This window comes from Streptomyces sp. NRRL S-87 (assembly GCF_000719335.1).
Classification (GTDB): Bacteria; Actinomycetota; Actinomycetes; order Streptomycetales; family Streptomycetaceae; genus Streptomyces.
Map to the genome: position 1 here is coordinate 192,634 of NZ_JOGB01000009.1, position 17,533 is coordinate 210,166.

Genomic DNA, 17,533 nt, shown 5'->3' on the forward strand with positions numbered 1-17,533 from the left:
TGCACGCCTTCCCGCCCTCCGCCCGTCCAGGGCTCACGCGGTCAGGCGTTCGGACAGCGCGCTCCGGTCGGGCTTGCCGGCGGCCGTCAGGGGGATCTCGGTGACCGTGAGCAGGCGTTCGGGGTGCTTGTACCGGTCCAGGCCGCGGGTCGTCAGGTGGTCGCCGAGCGTGCCGAGCGTGGGTGCCTCGGCGCCCGTGGGGACGACGCAGGCCGCCAGGCGTTCGCCCATCAAGGGATCCGGGACGCCGACGCAGACCACGTCGCGGACCTGGGGGTGGGAGCGGAGTTCGCGTTCGACCTCGGCGGGGCTGATGTTGGCGCCACCGCGGATGACGACGTCCTTGAGGCGGCCCACGACGTGCAGGACGCCGTCCGCGTCGAGGTAGCCGAGGTCGCCGGTGCGGACCCAGCCGTCGGGGGTGCGGTAGCGGGCGTTCAGGTCGGGGGCGCCGACGTAGCACAGCGGGGTCATGGGGCCCCGCGAGATGATCTCGCCGACCGCGCCGTCCGGCAGGGCCTCCTGGGTGTCGGGGTCGGTGATGCGGATCTCCGCGACGCGCGGGTCGGGGTGACCGGCGACGACACCCGTGCCGCCCGTGGGCGGGACCACCTCGGCCAGACCAGTGTGGCAGTTGACCCCGTCGGCGGAGCCGTAGAGGTTGACCACCGGGCAGCCGAACGCCTGCGCGGCGGCGGTGGCCGTGGACGCGTCGAGCGGCGCGCCGCCGAGGACGAGTGCGGTGGGGGCCGGGAGCCGCTCGTCCGTGGCGTCGAGCCGTTCGAGCATCATGCGGATCATGGTCGGCACGCCGAGGACGTGGGTCGGCTCGTGCGCGCGTACGGCCTCGATGGCCGCGTCGGCGGTGAAGTGGTCCAGCAGGACCAGGGTGCCGCCGTGCCGGGCCAGGGTGACCGCGGTGCCGCTGGAGCCGAAGGCGGAGGCCAGCGGGACCAGGAACAGGCAGCGGGGAGGGGTGCCGTCGGGGTTGAGGGAGGCGAGGAAGTTGCCCCGCCCGCCCGCGAGGGCGTTGTGCGAGTACGCGACCATCTTCGGCTCGGCCTCGGAGCCGGAGGAGACGAGGATGCGGGCGGCGCCGTCCGGGTCGGGGCGGGCGGGGACGAAACCGGCCGGGTCGGAGCGCAGGAGTTCGGACCAGGCGACGGTTCCCCCGGGAGCGGCACCGGGCCCCACGGCGACGACGTGGCGCAGCGCCGGCATGGCGCGCGAGAGCGTGTGGAGGTCGGCGGCGGGCCGGGCGTCGCGGTGGGCCACCGCGGCGATGACGGCGACGGCTTCCGCGCGGCGCAGCAGGCATTCGGCCTCGAGGACGCCGCGGCCGACGGGGAACGGGAGGGCGACGGCGCCGAGGGCGGCCAGGGCCAGGTCGGCGATGACGGCGTTGCGGTTGTCGGGCAGTTGGACGCCGACCACGTCGCCCGGGCGTATGCCGAGGTCCCGGAGGCCGGTGGCCAGACATCGCACCTTGCGGTCGAGCGCGGTGTAGCAGAGCTTTCCCTTGGCGTCGATGACGGCGGTGTGGTGCAGGTCGGCGATCTGGCGCGCTCTGAAGAGGCTGTAGAGGTCGAGGTCGGGGCAGGTCCCGTCGACCACCCAGGAGCGGCGGAGTTCGGCGGGCAGCAGGTCGGGCAGGTCGACGGTCACGCGAAGCTCCAGGGGTCGGGAACGGCGGGGGCGCCGTGTGCGTCGCGGCTGATCGAGCCGGCGAAGCGCGGGTCGTGGTGCAGCTCGGACAGGTCGGTGGTGACCGCGGTCGCGGACAGGCCCAGGTCCCGCAGGCGGGCCAGGGCGTCACGGGTGGACAGCCCGGTGACGTCGTGGGCGGCCGCGCGGGCGGCGCAGTCGTCGGAGGGCGCTATCCAGCCGTCGGCGGTGGGCAGCGGCAGGCGGAAGCCGGCCGGGCGGCGGGGGTCCTCGCCGCGGGCGACCTTCCTGAGGGCGGGCGCGGTCAGCGTGTCGGCCGCGCCGAGGAGGGAGGAGTCCACGCGCACGCCGTGCCCGGCGCGCTCGCGCAGCAGGAGTCCGGCGAGCACGGCCTCGGCGCCGTGCAGCCCGCCGAGGACGTCGAGGAGGGTCATGAGGGAGGGGGCCGGCGCCTCGTCCTCCGCTCGTACGGCCTCGCCGACTCCGGTGCGGGCCTGCACCATGAAGTCGGTTCCCATCGGGGCGCCCTCGATCCGGTCCGCCCAGCCGCCGGTGTAGGCGTGGACGAGGGTGGGACGGACGAGGGCGAGGTCGTCGGCGTCGAGGCCGAGCTCGGCGGCCTTGCCGGGTGCCCAGTTGTGCAGGAAGACGTCGGCCTCCGCGACCATGTCGCGCAGCCGGCGCCGGTCGGAGCCGGCCTTGATGTCGATCTCGACGGCCTTCTTGCCCCGGTTGAGGGCGAGCCAGCGCGCGGAGGTCCCGGAGCAGGTGGGGGGCATGCCGCGGAGCGGGTCCCCGCCCGGCGGCTCGATCCGTACGACCTCGGCGCCCAGCAGCCCGAGCAGGTGCGCGGCGAGCGGCGCCTGGATGCGGCGGCCCGCCTCCAGGACGGTCAGGCCGGCCAGCGGCCGGGCAGGGGACGCCGCGGCGGGTGGTCCCCCGGGGGCCGCCGGCCGGGCGGGCCCTCCGAGCGGCCGGAACGACCACGGCGCCGCGCCGTCGGCTTCCGCGTGCCGCTGGGCGAGCGTGTGCAGGCGGCACACCTCCGCTCCCGAGAGGGCCGCCGCGCGCCGGATCCGGTCCAGCGGGTTCGCCCGGGTCACGGCGTGGAGGGCCGGCGGGAGGGGGGCGCAGGCGGTCGCGTAGCGGAACTGGAAGGGCCGCCAGCCCGCCCGTACCGCGTCGGCCGGCGCCTCGAGGGCACGCCAGAACCCGGCCCAGGCGCCCGGGTCCAGCGTCTCCAGCTCGAACAGGACGCCCTCCGCGGAGGTGAACGGCGGTCCTCCGGGGGCGAGCGCGGTGGCTTCCTCCTCGTCGGCGCCGGCCGCCGCGAGGTACTGGGAGACGGCCAGCAGGCCCGCGCGGTCCGCGCGGACCGTGACCGGCGCCGCGGCGCTCCCGCGGGCCTGGCCGATCAGGGCGGCCAGCAGCCCCTGGACGGCGAGGACGCCGGTGGCGGTCGCCACGTAGTCGGCGGCGAGGCCGCGCGGGCCCCCGTCGCGCCGGCCGTGCACGGCCATGACACCCGTGGCCGCCTGCACGGTCGCCTCGTCGACCAGACCGGCTTCCGGATCGCCCCAGGTGACGTGCGCACACGCGGGTGCGAAGCCGCCTCCGGTCAGCGTGACCGAACCGGGGTCCTCCCGCCGGCCCGTCGTCTCCTGCCGTGCGCCGAGCATCCGCAGGTGGTCCGCGACGACGCCCGTGATCTGCGGGGGCCCCGAGGTGCCGAGGCGCAGTGCGTCGAGCGGCCGGGCGGTCTGCGTGGTGGGTGGGGACGCCATGCCTCTCCTCTCCCGGTGCGAGGGTGGCCGCCACCGAGGTCGTTCCGAATCGCGGGAACCCGGGAGCGTCCGCACCCGACCAGTTCCACGGACAGAGAGTCGGACGGACGTTCCGGGGAGTTCCCGGGGAGAAGGAGCAGCGTGTTGTCGGTTCCAGGCGGGACGGTTCACGGAACTCAGCACCCCCGCGCGGACGTTGCCGCGTTGCGGGATCGGGTCGATCGGTTCGTCCGTACGCAGGTGATCCCGTGCGAGCCGGTGCTCGACGCCGGCGGGCCCCCGGCAGCGGCGGCCCTGGCGGACTTGCGGGTCCGGGCCCGGGAGGAGGGGCTCTGGGCCCTTCCGCTGCCCGCCGAACTGGGCGGCGGCGGCCTGCCCTTCTCCTCCTACGCCGACCTGGCGGAGGCCGAGGGAGCCAGCGACCACGGCCCCGCCGCCCTCGGCTCCGCCCCGCTGCTGGACGTCACGATGCTGGCGCGGCACGCCTCCGGCCGGGTACGCGAGACGTACCTGGAGCCCCTGGTCTCCGGCCGGATCCGCTCCTGCTACGCGATGACCGAGCCGGACGTGCCGGGCACCGATCCGTTCCTGACCGCGACCCGTGCCGCCCGGGGGCCGGACGGCACGTGGCGGATCAGCGGACGGAAGTGGTTCACGTCCGGCGCGGCCACGGCCGAGCTCGTGACGGTCATGGCCCGCACCAGCGGTGCGCCGGGCGACCGCGAGGGACTCTCGCTGCTGCTCGTCCCCACGGGCTCCCCCGGCATCCGCGTCGTCCGCGAGCTGCCGGTCCTCGGCGCGACGGGCCAGTACGAGATCGAGCTCGACGACGTCCGGGTGCCCGGGGACCACCTCGTGGGCGGCGAAGGCCGGGCACTGGACGTCGCCGGCGACCGGCTCGCCCTCGGCCGGACGCTGCGCTGCCTGCGGTGGCTCGGACAGGCCCGGCGCGCCTTCGACCTCATGTGCGGGCGGGCCGCCGCGCACGGCGGCTCCCGGGGCCCGCTCGCCGACCACCAGCTCGTCCAGCAGCACGTCTTCGACGCCCTGCTGGCGCTGCGGACCACCCGGCCCCTGGTCCACGAGGCGGTGGCGCTCATCGCGGCCGGGCGGGACGCCCGTACCGAGGTCGGCCTGGCCAAGGTGGCGGCCGCCCGGATGCTCCAGCAGGTGGCGGACTCCGCCATCCAGGTCCACGGCGCCGCCGGGCTCGGACCGGACACCGCACTGCCGTCCCTGTTCCGCAGCGGCCGGACGGCCCGGATCCTGGACGGTCCGGACGAGCTGCACATCACGTCCGTCGCCCGGCGGGTGCTGCGCGGCTACGGGCCGGGGCCGGTCACACCCGGGTGAGGTCGACGAGGCCGTGCCACGACGCCAGGCCGAGGGCCAGGAAGAAGTCGCCCCAGACCAGTTCGTGCCGTACGGCGAGGCCCTTTCCGGCGTCGTAGCAGCCGTCCAGCAGCATCCCGGCCGGACGGCCGCCGGCGCCGCTCGTGAGATGGGCCCCGACCAACCGGCGCAGGATCGCGCCGCCCCGCTCGGAGCAGGCGGCGGACCACGGCCCGGGCGCCCGGGACAGCTTCAGGAGGGCCACTGCGGTGATCGCGGCGGCGGAGGTGTCGGGCGGGCCGTCCGGATCGTCCTCCTCGGCCGGCGGAACGAGCGGCCCCGCGAGCACGCCGTCCTGCGCCAGCAGGCGCGCGGCGGCCCCCGCCAGCCGCGTCGGCCGGTGGGCCGCGACCGCCGGCTCCAGGAGGGCGTCGGCGATCGCCAGCAGCAGCCACGCGCGGCCGCGGCTCCATCCCGGTCGGGGGTCCGCGCACGGCAGCCAGGTCCGGGTCGCGCCGTCGAACCGCCAGGCGGGGGCCCGCACCTCCCCGGCCCCGCCGAGGCACAGGTCGAGGTGCCGGTGCAGGTGGGCCGCCGCCGCCACGGCACCGTCCGGCCCGGCGATGGCCAGCAGGCGCACCATCCCCGGTACGGCGTCGACCCGGGCCAGCACGCGGGGCCCGCCGAAGGCTCCGCCCCAGGGGACGATCCCGTGCCCCGGGTCGTGGGCGGCGAGGCAGGCCCGGGCCGCCCGCGACCGGAGCCCGGTGGCCTGCCCGTCGCCGTCCGCGAGCGCCGTCCCGTACCAGAGGATGAGGCCGCGGGTCGCGGTGTCGGCCGCCGTCCAGGGGGCGAGCCGGGCCGTGCAGTCGGCGGCGGCGCGCCGGTCGGCGCCGTGGCCGGTGCGGAGGGCCCGGAGCCACAGCAGTCCGGCCCAGAAGCCGCCGGTCCACGAGCCGCTGCCGGTGGTCTTCCAGGTGCCGTCCGCCGGGTCCGCGTACAGCGGGAAGCGGTCGCCCACCGCCGCCGCCGTCGCCGCGACCCGTTCCAGCACGGCGGCCAGCGCCGCACCGGCCCAGTCGTCGGCGCTCACGCGTCCCGCTCCCGACGGTCCCTGCGGGCCCACGTGAACGCGACGGCGGCCGCCGCCGCGAACTCGCCGGCCACCAGCAGCCAGCCCGCCCCGTACCGGCCGTGCTCCGCGAGGAACCCGAACAGCGTCGGCCCCACCGCGAACCCCGCGAAGAACCCGGCCGCGACGAGTGCCGAGTCCTGTCCCGCCCGGCCGGGCGCGGCCCGCTGCATGACCAGCACCATGGAGACGGCGTTGCCGGACACGGCGAACACCCCCACCGCCACGGCCCCGAGCCACACCAGGGGTCCTGCGACCTGCGCCGCTCCGAGCAGCCCGGCCGCCCCGAGGGCGCCGCACGCGAGCCACCCGGGCAGCCGTTCGGCCCGTCCGGGGCGGGCCGCCTTGGACCAGCCCACCCGGCCGGCGATCCCCGCCACGCCGAGCACGGCGACGAGCGCCCCCGCCGCGGTGGGGTCCATGTCCAGGCGCTGGACGCCGTAGAGCGCCAGGTACGTGTTGACCGAGGCGATGCCGGCACCGAGGAACAGCGAGAACCCCGCCAGCCAGGCGACCATGCCCCGCGTCACGGACGCCGTCCCGGCCACGGCCCGGGACGCGGGCGGCGGGGGCGCATCGGCCGGCAGCGACCGCAGTGCCCAGCCCGCCGCCAGCAGCGCCGCCGCGGCCGCCGTCCAGACCGCCGCCCGCCAGCCCGGCCCACCCGCCAGCGCCGCGAGCGGCAACCCGGCCGCGAAGGCGCCCAGTTGCACCCCGGACTGCTTCAGCCCGGTCACCGCGCCCCGCCGCGGAGGCGGAACCGCGGCCAGGACCGCCTTGTTGGTGGCCGGGTTGGCCAGTGCCTGCGGTACGCCGCCCAGGGCGACGGCGCACAGCAGCGGGCCGGCTCCCGGTGCGGCCCCGATCAGGGCGAGGGCGAGCGCCGAGACCGTCAGGAGGAGGACCAGCGAGCGCCGCGGACCGATCCGGTCCACGATCCGGCCGCCCGCGGGGGACAGCGCGGCGGCCGTTCCGAAGCCGATCGTGGTGGTCAGTCCCAGCACGGTCGGCGAGATGCCCAGGTCCGCGACCAGCCGCGGCCCCAGGGCCCCGAGCAGGAACAGCTGCAGCATCGAGAACGCCATGGCACAGGTCAGGAGTGCCGTCAGGCGCCGACCCGCCGGGCCCTTCAACTCGGGTGAGTCCAGAGTCCCTTGAGGTGTTGCCACAGAAGTCTCCAATTCCCGTATGGTGCACGCGTGGGCCGACTGGGAAGGTCGTCGGGCGGCACGGCCCCCCAGTTCCCGCTCTTCTCTGTGCCGTGCGCCACAGCTGACCGACACCGGCCGCGCCGCCGGCAGGACGAGGACTTGTCATGAAGTGCGCGCCCCCTGCCCGGTCCGAGACACCAGTGCGAAGATGAACGCTCCATGACGCCAGGCCACTGTTCCCGAGCCGCCCGGGCTGCGATGTTCGCAGTCGTCTGCGTGCTGCTCGCGACGACCGGCCACGTCCTCATGTCGGGTCGGGACGTACCGTGGTGGGCCGCGCTGGCGGCCCTCGCGGCGACGGCGACGGCCGCCTGGGCCACGGCGGACCGCGAACGCGGACTGCTCGCCGTCACCACGGCGACGGTGGCCGTCCAGGCCGTGCTCCACACCGGGTTCACCCTGGCCCAGTCGCTCCTCACCCCGCCGGTCGTGTCCCGGCCCGTACCCGGTACCGGTCCGGCCGGCGAGCACGCCCACGACGCGATGCGTTCCGTGCACGGCATGCACATGCACGCCATGCACACGCACGCCACGCACATGGGCGGCATGCTCACGGGCGGCGGCACGTCGACGGGCGGCATTCCCGTGGGCGCGCCGGGCGGGGACGGCATGCACGACGTGGCGGGCGCGGCATCCTCCGCCGCGTCCTCCGCGGCCGACACCGTGATGTCCTCCGCCGGCCATGACATGGCGGGCACGTCCTCGTTCGGGATGCTGGCCGCGCACCTGCTGGCCGCCGTCCTGTGCGGGCTCTGGCTCGCGTACGCCGAGCGGGCCGCCTTCCGCCTCCTGCGCGCCGTCGCGGGATGGCTGCGGGCGCCCCTGTTCCTGCTGTTCGGCCTGTTCACGCCGATTCCGCCCCGGCCGCGCCCCCGCGTGCGCCGCACCCGCGACCGGCAGGTCCTGCGCCGGCTCCTCCTCGTCCACGCCATCACCTCACGGGGTCCTCCGACGGGAACCGCTGTCCTGTGACAGCCGGCTCCCCGAGCGGACGCTGACGGCACGTCCCGCGCCGTCGCGCCTCGGGCATCGGCCATGCCCTCCGGCAGGCCGTACCCCTTCATCGGCTCCGCCGCGCGCGCAGCCGAACTCCCCTTTGCCCTAAGGACCTCGCGGCGATGACCCCTGCCCTGACCAAGCAGCTCCCCACCCATGGCGAAACGACCTCCCGGCGTGCTCCGGACCCCGAAGCGGAGGTGACGCGGCTGGCCCTGGAGGCCCGTGACGGCGACCCCGCGAAGGCCGACCGCTTCGTACGCGCCCTCCAACGCGACGTATGGCGCTACGTGGCGTACCTCAGCGCGGACCCGCAAGCGGCCGACGACCTCACCCAGGACGTCTTCCTGCGCGCGCTCGCCGCGCTCCCGCGGTTCGAAGGCCGTTCCTCGGCACGCACCTGGTTGTTGTCCATCGCGCGCCGCACCGTCGTCGACAGCCTCCGCCGCGCGGCGGCCCGCCCCCGTCTGTCGCACCACCAGGACTGGCAGTCCGCGGCCGAGCAGGCGCAGCCCCACGGCGTCCCCGGCTTCGAGGACGGCATAGCCCTGGCCGAACTCCTCGCGCTCCTCCCGGCCGAACGCCGGGAGGCCTTCGTCCTGACCCAGCTCCTGGGCCTCAACTACGCGGAGGCCGCCGAGGCCGCGGGGTGTCCGATCGGCACGGTCCGCTCGCGCGTGGCCCGGGCGCGTACGCACCTCGTCACGCTCCTCACGGAGGCGCCCGCCGCGGCACGTACGCCGGCGGACCCGCCGGTGCCCCTGACGGGCCGGTGGGGCAGGAGCGCCGCGGAACGCCTGGTCTCGGCCTCACGGGCCTGATCCCGACCCGGCGCGGCCCGTCCCCCGCCCGGGGCGGATGACCGCAGCAGCGTCCGGGCCGGGCCCCGTCGACCGCCGGGGCCCGGTCGGACGCGGGGGCCGGTCGGACGTGGGGGCCGGTCAGCCGGCCTCGGTGGCGAACGGGCCGCGGCCGGCGAACGCGAGCCTCGCCGCCGAACCCGAGGTTGATCAGTTCCACGCCGCCCGCGGAGGCGGCCAGGGCGGGCCAGATGGCGCTCGGGTGGACGGCGTTCGAGCCGTGGCTGATCGAACTGCCGTGGTGCAGCCACACCCGGCGTCCGCCGTCCGGGGCGGGATCGACGGGAGCGTCGGTGCGCAGGGCGATCACCTCGGTGGTCTCCGCGTGCGGGAGCCAGATCTCGATGCTCTTCTCGCCGTCGGGGAGGTCGGTGAAGCGGGCGGTGCCCGCCGGCCCCTCGGTGAACTCCGCCGCCTGGGTGAGCATGTCGGTGACCGTGTGGAGGTTCCCGCCGGGCACGGTGGCCTGGGCGGTGAGCCGGCCGTCGACCAGGAGGTCGTACACGCCGTCCGCCGGGGGCGGGAAGCCCCGGTAGGCCCGCTTGGTGGGCAGCGCGTCCAGTTCGACGGTGGTCGCGCGGGTACGGAAGACCAGCCGGACGCCGGAGGGATGGGCCTCGGCGACGGCCAGGCGGTCGTCGGGGATCTGCCGGCGCGCCCGGGCGGGCAGCCGGTGCGGCAGCAGCCCGTGCGCGGTCCGCTCCACCTCGAGGTGCCCGCGCAGGAGTTCGGCGGTGACGGGCGTGGTGATCCAGTTCTGTTCGGTGCTCATTGCCTCGTTTCGTTCGTTCTGGGCGTAGGGGGATCTTGGCACCTGGTCGCAGCACCGACGTGCAGCGATGCCAGGGGGCTTCAGCGCATGCTCAGCCGCCTGAACAAGGCTTCCCGGTACGGAGGTGCACGGCTCTCCCCGGAAGACCCGTCACCGAGACCCCTTCTACGTGGCGGGTCAGCCACCGCCTGAGCAACTGTGCGTCACCACCGACCCGGCCGAGGCGCTGAACGGCGCTCGGCCTCCGCGCCTTTCAGCCGTACCCTGCGCCGGCTATCCGCGCTTCCTCAGTTGCTGAACGGCGGACACGGTCCCCAGGCAGAGGCCAGCCGCCGTGATGAAGCCGGTGCCGCCGGACCGGACCACTTCCTGTAGTCCACCGCCTGCAAGGCTCTCCAGGAGGCCGGCGAACAGAGCGACTACCAAAGAGAACAAGCCCATGATGAGGAGCCAGAGCACCCAATCGGGCGAAGGACTGCTCGGAGGCACGTTGGCGGAGTCGGGCGTGACGGTCACAGCAGTGATTCCTCTCGGACTGGCGATGAGTTGCGACGAGCAGACGGACGAGGGTGAACGGGCGGGCAACCCGGGCGTCAGGCGAGTGCGAGCCTCGAAGAACGTCACGCCGCGGACATGACCTGCTCGGCGAGCAGGTCGCGGGTACCGGAGACGGCTGCTGCCAGCTGCTGATGTACGCGCGCCTGCTCCTCCAGGGCAGTGAGGAGCGTGGCGAGCCTGCGCTGCTCCGGCAGCGGGGGCAACCGCACGTCCAGACGGCCGAGTGCCGCAGTGCTGATCGACGACACCGCGGTGGCGGCCGACCGGTCCTTGATCCAACCAAGTACCTGCGGCCGGTGCAGCCAGGCGAGGAGGTAGTCCGGATCCAGCTCGACGCCGTCGCGTCCCCGCAAGCGGAGGACGTTCGGGCTCATCAGCCAACCCGCCTGCTCCGTGCGCACGATCGCGGGCGGCCCCGTCTTGCCGGCGCGGACGCACACGATGTCCCCCTCCTTCAGCCAGTAGTCCGGAAGGCGGTCGGCCAGTTTGCCGGAGACGCGCTCCTCTCCCGTGTCCGTGATGCGTCCATCCCGCAGGTGCTGCGGGAACACCACCGGCACCGCGCCAGCCGGCCCCCGGTCCTTCTTGCCCACGCGCGTGTACGAGGGGCCCGCCTTGATCTCGCAGAGGTCGGCAAGCTTCTCGACTCGCCACGTGACCCCGCTGGTCTCCGCCGGCAGGACTTCGCTGCGCAGAGCAGCCACGGCCTCGTCCGCCACCCGGCCGCGCTCCGTCAGAGACGCCACGTGGTCCCACGCCCGCGCCACGAGGTCCTCGCCAGGGCTGGGCACCCGCCAGTCCTGTTCACCGGGCCGGATGTGGTCGAGAGGGTTCAACGACCAGCCCTGTGCCAGGATCTCCGACCGACCCACCAGCACACTCGGCACGACCCGTTGCGGATCCGGGCCCTCAGGCGACCTCGCGGGCGGGTGGGACTTCGCCCCGAGCCTGTGGGACATGTACGTGTCGCGAACGGCGAGGACGTCTTCTTCCTCCAGAACGCGGGTCCGCGCCCGCTTGGTGCCGAGGTGGCGCGCATCGAGGAAGAGCACGCGGTCGCAGGGTTCGCTCGGGTGCCGGAGGAGCCACACGGACACCGGGACCGCAGTGCCGGTGAACAGGTTGGCGGGCAGAGCGATGACACACTCCACGACGCCTGCCGTCACCATCGCCCGGCGGATCTCCGTCTCGGCGCGGCTGCCCGAGTTTCCGGCCTTGTTGGGCATCACGATCGCGGCGCGCCCGCCCTCGCGGAGCGAGGCGAGCGCGTGCTGGGCGTACGCGAGGTTGTCGTTGTCGAGTGGGGGCGCCCCGTAGGCCCACGTTCCGGTACGGCGGGTTTCGCCAGCGGAGTCCTTCATGTTGAAGGGAGGGTTGGTGAGGACGATGTCGGCCCTTCCCGCGGTGTTCCCCGTGCCTGTCCAGGGCTTCTCGCTGGCCAACCGCACGCCGGAGCCGGCGCCGTACAGTGCCAGGTTGAGGCTCGCCAGCACGGCCGCGTCCCGGCCGGTCGTCTGCCCGAACACCCTGGGCGGCCTGCGGTCGGGGTGGTGCCGCCGGGTACGTTCCGGACTCGCCAACACGTGGGCGAGGAACTCTCCACCTCGGACGTACGGGTCGTAGACCGTGCGCACATCACGACCATGGGAAGCCGTCGCCAGGTCGACCATGAGTGCGACTGCCCCCTGGGGGGTGAAGAACTCTCGGCTGCGCAGCCGGGCGTGCTTCTCGTACTCATCGATGATCAACTGGTACGCATCACGGTCGAGCATGCCGACCAGCTCGACGACCGTGACAATGTCCCGTTCGCTCCTCGGCATCAACCGCGACAGGACGTCCTTGAACTTGGGGATGCTCCCGAGCCGCTGCACCTCACGATCCAGCACCCCGCCGACGTGTGCCAGCAGCTCTGCTGCCGGCCTCGCGTCCGCCGCGCCCCTCGCCGTGTGGGCCCGTACCGCCTCCCACAGGTCGCCGCGTACGACCCGTAGGAAGAGGAGACCGAGGAGGAGGTGCAGGTAGTTCACCTCCAGACCCGGACCGCCCACGCGATCGGCCAAGCTGCCCATGAGTTCCTGGACCGCTCCTCGGGTCTGCTGATCGGCCTGCCGCTGCCTTGCTGGTGACCGATCCGGAGTTGTAAGGGTGCAGGAAGGGGGCAGGTTCTCGGCCTGCGCCTGGCCCATCGCCAAGAGCCGCCGCGCACGACCGCCGAACGTGGTCGTATTACCCTCCCCTGACTGCCTGAGACGCAGCGGTACGGAACGGGCGTCAAGCCAGTCGAGTACCTCTGACCGTAGGAAGTAGTCCGTGTCGCCAGCCCTTCTCGGCGAAGGGAATCCCTCGGACCGCCGCTCCCAGACGGTGACCGTCGGCCGCGTCACTCCAGCCATTTCTGCGATCTGTGATCGCGTGATCTGCGGGTCATCCGTGTCATACGGCTCATCGCTCATGCACATGCCGCCTCCCTTGAACTGCGCCCCTAGGACGTCCCGTTGAGGAACACCGTAGAGCCATGGAGGCTGTTGCCCTCAGTGCGTACTCTGGGTACTCACAGAGCTGTGTGGTCGTAATGCAGTCTCGACGCTTCCAGATCGGGCATCATGAGCAGCATTTGAATCCCGATTTTCAGAGGAACGAGCCGACGGATCAGCTCATGTCTACGCGCAATGGGGTTAAGAGCTGAGGCGAAGAGGGGCGGACTGGATCGCCTCCTGCAGGTTGCCCACGGCCCCCTCGGCGTGCGTGCGGACGCTGTCCCGGGCAACGGGAAGGACAGCCCGAGCGCATGGCGGAATGCCCTTGCCGTCGCAGCAGGTCAGCGGCGGACGCGGGGCATGCCGAGGCCGATCCAGGAGATGATCTCGCGCTGGATCTCGTTGTTCCCGCCGCCGAAGGTGAAGATGACCGCCGAGCGGTAGCCGCGTTCCAGTTCACCGTGCAGGACCGCGCCGGCGGAGCCGTCCTTGAGGGGGCCGGCGGCGCCGACGACCTCCATGAGCCAGGCGTACGCGTCGCGGCGGGCCTCGGAGCCGTAGACCTTGACGGCGGAGGCGTCCTGCGGGGTGAGGGTGCCGGCCTCGACGGCGCCCACCATCTGCCAGTTGAGGAGTTTCATCGCGTCGAGGCGGGCGTGGGTGCGGGCCAGGCGGCCGCGGACCCAGCCGAGGTCGATGACGCGCCGGCCGTCCGCCAGCTTGGTGTCGGCGGCCCAGCGCTGGACGTCGTGGAGGGCCCGGATGGCCATGGTGCCGTGGGCGGCGAGGGTGACGCGCTCGTGGTTGAGCTGGTTGGTGATCAGCCGCCAGCCCTTGTTCTCCTGCCCCACCCTGCGGGAGGCGGGCACCCGGATGTCCTCGTAGTAGCTGGCCGTGGTGTCGTGCGAGGCAAGGGTGTTGATGACGGTGCAGCTGTAGCCGGGGTCGTCGGTCGGCACGAGGAGCATGGTGATGCCCTTGTGGGCGGGGGCCCCTTCCTCGACGGGGCTGGTGCGGACGGCCAGCCAGACCCAGTCGGCGGTGTCGCCGTTGGTGGTCCAGATCTTCTGGCCGTTGACGACGTACGTCCCGGTCTCCTCGTCGCCCTCGCGCACCGCCCGGCACTTGAGGGCGGCCAGGTCGGTGCCGGCGTCCGGCTCGCTGTAGCCGATGGCGAAGTCGATCTCGCCGGAGAGGATGCGCGGGAGGAAGTACGCCTTCTGCTCGTCGGTGCCGAACTGCATGATCGTGGGGCCGACGGTGTTCAGGGCCATCAGGGGCAGCGGGACGACGGCCTGGGCCGCCTCGTCGAAGAAGATGAACTGGTCCATCGCCGACATGCCGCGCCCGCCGAACTCCTTCGGCCAGCCGACGCCGAGCCAGCCGTCGGCGCCCAGCTTCCGGATGGTCTCGCGGTAGAAGCGCTTCTGGGCCGCGGGGTCCGCGTAGCGGGCGTGGACGTCCTCGGGGACGAGCTCGGCGAAGTAGGCGCGCAGTTCGGCGCGCAGCCGCCGCTGCTCAGGCGTGTATTCGAGGTGCACGGCCCCTCCAGGGTCTCGCGTGGCGAACAGGTGCCCATCTCCCAGCGATGCGGCGCACAGAGTAGAACCTGTTCCAGGAATCCGGAAGGGCCGTGCGCAGGGGCGTCGGCGCCGGTCGCGTCAGAGCCGGACGGCCTCCGCCGACACCCCCGCCCGCAGCGCGGTGATCAGCTCCGCCGCCGTCCGGACCATCGCCGCCCGCCCCTCGGAGAGGTACTTCCGGCTGTCCACGGCACTCGGGTGGGCCGTCAGGTACGCGCGGATCGCGTCCGTCATCGCGAGGTTGAGGGCCGTACCGATGTTGACCTTGGTGATGCCGCCGGCCACGGCCGCGGCCAGTTCCTCGTCCGGCAGGCCTGAGGAGCCGTGCAGGACCAGCGGCACGTCGAGGCCCGCGGCCAGCCGCGCCAGCAGGTCGTGGTCCAGGGAGGCGGTGCGGGTGGTCATGGCGTGCGTACTGCCGACCGCCACCGCGAGCGCGTCCACGCCCGAGGCCTCCACGAACCGGCGGGCCTCGTCGGGGTCCGTGCGGGCGCCGGGCGCGTGCGCGTCGAGCGCGGGGGCGCCGTCCTTGCCGCCCACCTCGCCCAGTTCGGCCTCGATCCACAGCCCGTTGGCGTGCGCCCATGCGGCGGCGGCGCGGGTGGCGGCGAGGTTCTCCTCGTACGGCAGGTGCGCGGCGTCGTACATCACCGAGCCGAACCCGGCGTCGGCCGCCCGGTGCAGCAGGTCCCGGCTCTTGACGTGGTCGAGGTGCAGGCCGACCGGCACGGCCGCCGCCTCGGCGGCCGCGGCGGCGGCCCGGGCCAGTGGCAGCACGCGGCCGTGCCGGTACTTGACGGCGTTCTCGCTGATCTGGAGGACCACGGGCGAACCCGTGGCCTCGGCGCCCGCCACGACGGCCTCGGCGTGCTCCAGGGTGATGATGTTGAAGGCGGCGACGGCGGCGCGCTCCGCGGCCGCGTGGGCGACCAGGTCGCCCGTGCTGACCAGCGGCATCAGGCTTCCTCCTCCAGGATCACCGAGCGGGTGAGGTGGCGCGGCGCGTCCGGGTCCAGCCCGCGGGCGGCGGCCACCGCGAGGGCCAGCCGCTGGACGACGACCAGTCCGGCGACGGGGTCGAGGGTGATGTGCGCCCAGCGGGCGCCGGTGCCCCGCACCTGGTCCTCCAGTCCGTACGGGGCCTGGCCGAGCAGCACGGTGGCGCTGCCCTTGGTGGTCACGCTGATCGGGCCGTGCCGGTACTCCATCGCCGGGTAGGCCTCGGCCCAGGACAGGGAGGCCTCGCGCATCTTCAGCGCCGCCTCCTCCGCCAGGCCGCAGGTCCAGCCGCGACCGAGGAAGGTGAACTGGCCGCAGTCGACGAGGCCGGCCGGCACGGGTTCGGCCAGGGCGGTGCGGGCGTCCTCGACCACCCACTCGGGGAAGAGGTCGAGGTGGGCGCGGAGCAGGGTGAGGGCGGTGGTGGCGAACCGGGTCTGCACGACGGAGACCTCGTCGGCGAAGTCGAGCACCGCCAGTTCGTCGGCCAGGTCCGCTACCGGGGTGGCGGGGTCGCCGACCACGGCGGTGGTACGGGTGGTGCCGCGCAGCCGGGTGAGGAGGTCCAGCACCTCGGTGGTGGTGCCGGAGCGGGTCAGCGCCACGACGCGGTCGTAGTGGCGGCCGACGGGGAACTCGGAGGCGGGGAAGGCGTCGGTCTCGCCCAGGCCGGCCCGTTCGCGCAGGGCGGCGGCGGCCTTGGCCATGTAGTAGGAGGTGCCGCAGCCGGTGAGGGCGACCCGCTCGCCCTGGGCGGGCAGCACGTCCCGGTAGGACGGGGCGAGTTCGGCGGCGCGCAGCCAGCACTCGGGCTGGCTGGCCAGTTCGCGGGCGGCGTGGCCGGCCGGGGCGGCGGGGGTGCGGTCGCCCTGGGCGGCCGGGGCGGTCGGGTGCGGGGTGGCGGTCCGGGCGCCGGGAGTGGCGCCGGGCGCTCCCGCTTCCGCCCCCGTTCCCGTGCCCGCGCTCGCGCCGGTGGTCACATCTGCGGTCACATCGGTGCTCATTCCTGACGGACTCCCTCTGGATGCTCGTTCTTGCAAGTTATCGCGTGGTTTCGAGCAACTTCAAGCATGTGGTCCAGGATTTGCCGGATAGGGTGCACAGGCACGACGAGACCCCCCACGACCAGACTCGTCCACCGAGAGGATGGGAGCCCCCTTCATGACCCGCGACGCGCGCTGGAAGACCCTGCTGGACCTGCTCGTGGAGCGGGGCCGCCTCGACGTGGAGGAGGCCGCCGAGAGGCTGGGGGTCTCGGCCGCGACGATCCGGCGCGATTTCGACCAGCTGGCGGAGCAGCAGATGCTGGTGCGCACGCGCGGGGGCGCCGTCCCGCACGGCGTCTCGTACGAACTCCCCCTGCGCTACCGCAGTTCGCGGCGGGCGGCCGAGAAGGAGCGCATCAGCGCGGCCGTCGCGGAGCTGGTCGCACCGGGCGAGGTGGTGGGCCTCACGGGCGGTACGACGACCACGGAGGTGGCCCGGGCGCTGGCGGCGCGGCCGGACCTCGCGACCGGCTCCCCGGCGCTGACGGTGGTGACCAACGCGCTGAACATCGCCACCGAGCTCGCGATCCGGCCGCAGTTCAAGATCGTGGTGACGGGCGGGGTCGCGCGGCCGCAGACGTACGAACTCACGGGCCCGCTCGCCGACGGGGTGCTGGGGCAGATCACCCTCGACGTCGCCGTGCTGGGCGTGGACGCCTTCGACCCCGAGCACGGCACGGCCGCGCACGACCAGGACGAGGCGGCCATCAACCGGCTGCTGTGCGAGCGGGCCCGCCGGGTCGTGGTGGCGACCGACTCCAGCAAGCTGGGCCGGCGCGCCTTCGCCCAGATCTGCCCCACCGACCTCGTGGACGTCCTCGTCACGGACGCGGGACTGGACGGGGGCACCGCAGACCGCTTCCGCGAGGCGGGTGTCGAGGTCCGGGCGGTCTGAGCCCCGCCGTTGCGCCGCACGAAGGAATTCCACGCTTCGTGCAACCAAACAGGTCGTGTACGGGTCACTTTTCTCGCCACCCCGGCGAGCCTGAGGAGCCCGAGACGTGCACCCCACATGCCGAGGGCCCCGGACTCGTCCGGGGCCCTTCGCGTCCGTGAAAGCGCCGGAGCGCGGTTTCGCGGCACGGGCGCGCAGCCTGCCGTCTGAACCCCCGTACAAG

General features: G+C 74.1%; 12 protein-coding genes and 1 pseudogene. 4 read left to right on the plus strand and 9 right to left on the minus strand.

Annotation, left to right across the window (positions count from 1 at the left end):
• Positions 1-33 precede the first annotated feature (33 nt).
• Together IF43_RS0108300 and IF43_RS0108305 are read right to left on the minus strand one after the other, a co-directional pair.
• Positions 34-1,665 (minus strand): class I adenylate-forming enzyme family protein, encoded by a 1,632-nt coding sequence (locus tag IF43_RS0108300; RefSeq protein ID WP_030196141.1) that lies wholly within the window; start codon positions 1,663-1,665, stop codon positions 34-36.
• Positions 1,662-3,449 carry a CoA transferase gene (locus IF43_RS0108305; protein WP_030196143.1) on the minus strand — a complete coding sequence of 596 codons (1,788 nt, stop codon included), beginning with the start codon at positions 3,447-3,449 and terminating at the stop codon, positions 1,662-1,664. Before IF43_RS0108305 ends, IF43_RS0108300 begins: the two co-directional genes overlap by 4 nt.
• A gap of 204 nt (positions 3,450-3,653) precedes the next feature.
• On the opposite strand from IF43_RS0108305, the gene IF43_RS0108310 reads away from it, so the two are divergent.
• On the plus strand, positions 3,654-4,802 hold the full coding sequence (locus tag IF43_RS0108310) for an acyl-CoA dehydrogenase family protein (RefSeq protein ID WP_037887642.1): 1,149 nt from the start codon (positions 3,654-3,656) through the stop codon (positions 4,800-4,802).
• On the opposite strand, the gene IF43_RS0108315 is transcribed toward IF43_RS0108310, so the two are convergent.
• Positions 4,789-5,874: a hypothetical protein gene (locus IF43_RS0108315; protein WP_030196147.1), complete on the minus strand. Its 1,086-nt coding sequence runs from the start codon at positions 5,872-5,874 to the stop codon at positions 4,789-4,791. The genes IF43_RS0108310 and IF43_RS0108315 overlap by 14 nt on opposite strands.
• Entirely contained in the window at positions 5,871-6,998 is a 1,128-nt protein-coding gene (locus IF43_RS0108320) for an MFS transporter (RefSeq protein ID WP_030196149.1), read from the minus strand. Before IF43_RS0108320 ends, IF43_RS0108315 begins: the two co-directional genes overlap by 4 nt.
• Before the next feature lie 324 nt (positions 6,999-7,322).
• On the opposite strand from IF43_RS0108320, the gene IF43_RS0108325 reads away from it, so the two are divergent.
• Together IF43_RS0108325 and IF43_RS0108330 are read left to right on the plus strand one after the other, a co-directional pair.
• The gene (locus tag IF43_RS0108325; RefSeq protein ID WP_037887645.1) at positions 7,323-8,096 is read left to right on the plus strand and encodes a hypothetical protein; all 774 of its coding nucleotides are present in this window, start codon (positions 7,323-7,325) and stop codon (positions 8,094-8,096) included.
• A gap of 146 nt (positions 8,097-8,242) precedes the next feature.
• Positions 8,243-8,941: a sigma-70 family RNA polymerase sigma factor gene (locus IF43_RS0108330; protein WP_030196157.1), complete on the plus strand. Its 699-nt coding sequence runs from the start codon at positions 8,243-8,245 to the stop codon at positions 8,939-8,941.
• 169 nt (positions 8,942-9,110) lie between these two features.
• On the opposite strand, the pseudogene IF43_RS0108335 reads toward IF43_RS0108330, so the two are convergent.
• From IF43_RS0108335 to IF43_RS0108360, 5 genes and pseudogenes are all read right to left on the minus strand, one after another.
• Positions 9,111-9,752, minus strand: a pseudogene (locus IF43_RS0108335) (lipase); the annotation flags it as partial.
• A gap of 620 nt (positions 9,753-10,372) precedes the next feature.
• Entirely contained in the window at positions 10,373-12,763 is a 2,391-nt protein-coding gene (locus IF43_RS0108345; RefSeq protein WP_158939213.1) for a type I restriction-modification system subunit M/S, read from the minus strand.
• A gap of 365 nt (positions 12,764-13,128) precedes the next feature.
• Entirely contained in the window at positions 13,129-14,328 is a 1,200-nt protein-coding gene (locus tag IF43_RS0108350) for an acyl-CoA dehydrogenase family protein (protein ID WP_030196161.1), read from the minus strand.
• A 120-nt stretch (positions 14,329-14,448) separates the two neighbouring features.
• The gene (locus IF43_RS0108355) at positions 14,449-15,327 is read right to left on the minus strand and encodes a ketose-bisphosphate aldolase (RefSeq protein ID WP_030196164.1); all 879 of its coding nucleotides are present in this window, start codon (positions 15,325-15,327) and stop codon (positions 14,449-14,451) included.
• Complete coding sequence (locus tag IF43_RS0108360; RefSeq protein WP_234332016.1) at positions 15,327-16,373, minus strand: SIS domain-containing protein; 1,047 nt, start codon at positions 16,371-16,373, stop codon at positions 15,327-15,329. The genes IF43_RS0108355 and IF43_RS0108360 overlap by 1 nt, the downstream gene beginning before the upstream one ends.
• Positions 16,374-16,530: 157 nt before the next feature.
• On the opposite strand from IF43_RS0108360, the gene IF43_RS0108365 reads away from it, so the two are divergent.
• Positions 16,531-17,310, plus strand: a complete 780-nt coding sequence (locus IF43_RS0108365) for a DeoR/GlpR family DNA-binding transcription regulator (RefSeq protein ID WP_030196170.1) — start codon at positions 16,531-16,533, stop codon at positions 17,308-17,310.
• Positions 17,311-17,533 lie beyond the last annotated feature (223 nt).

Bases quoted from the DNA above. Each gene is read 5' to 3' on its own strand.
- IF43_RS0108305 (WP_030196143.1), bottom strand. From the start codon at position 3,449: ATGGCGTCCCCACCCACCACGCAGACCGCCCGGCCGCTCGACGCACTG.
- IF43_RS0108345 (WP_158939213.1), bottom strand. From the start codon at position 12,763: ATGAGCGATGAGCCGTATGACACGGATGACCCGCAGATCACGCGATCA.
- IF43_RS0108325 (WP_037887645.1), top strand. From the start codon at position 7,323: ATGTTCGCAGTCGTCTGCGTGCTGCTCGCGACGACCGGCCACGTCCTC.
- IF43_RS0108365 (WP_030196170.1), top strand. From the start codon at position 16,531: ATGACCCGCGACGCGCGCTGGAAGACCCTGCTGGACCTGCTCGTGGAG.
- IF43_RS0108330 (WP_030196157.1), top strand. From the start codon at position 8,243: ATGACCCCTGCCCTGACCAAGCAGCTCCCCACCCATGGCGAAACGACC.
- IF43_RS0108355 (WP_030196164.1), bottom strand. From the start codon at position 15,327: ATGCCGCTGGTCAGCACGGGCGACCTGGTCGCCCACGCGGCCGCGGAG.
- IF43_RS0108320 (WP_030196149.1), bottom strand. From the start codon at position 6,998: ATGGCGTTCTCGATGCTGCAGCTGTTCCTGCTCGGGGCCCTGGGGCCG.
- IF43_RS0108360 (WP_234332016.1), bottom strand. From the start codon at position 16,373: ATGAGCACCGATGTGACCGCAGATGTGACCACCGGCGCGAGCGCGGGC.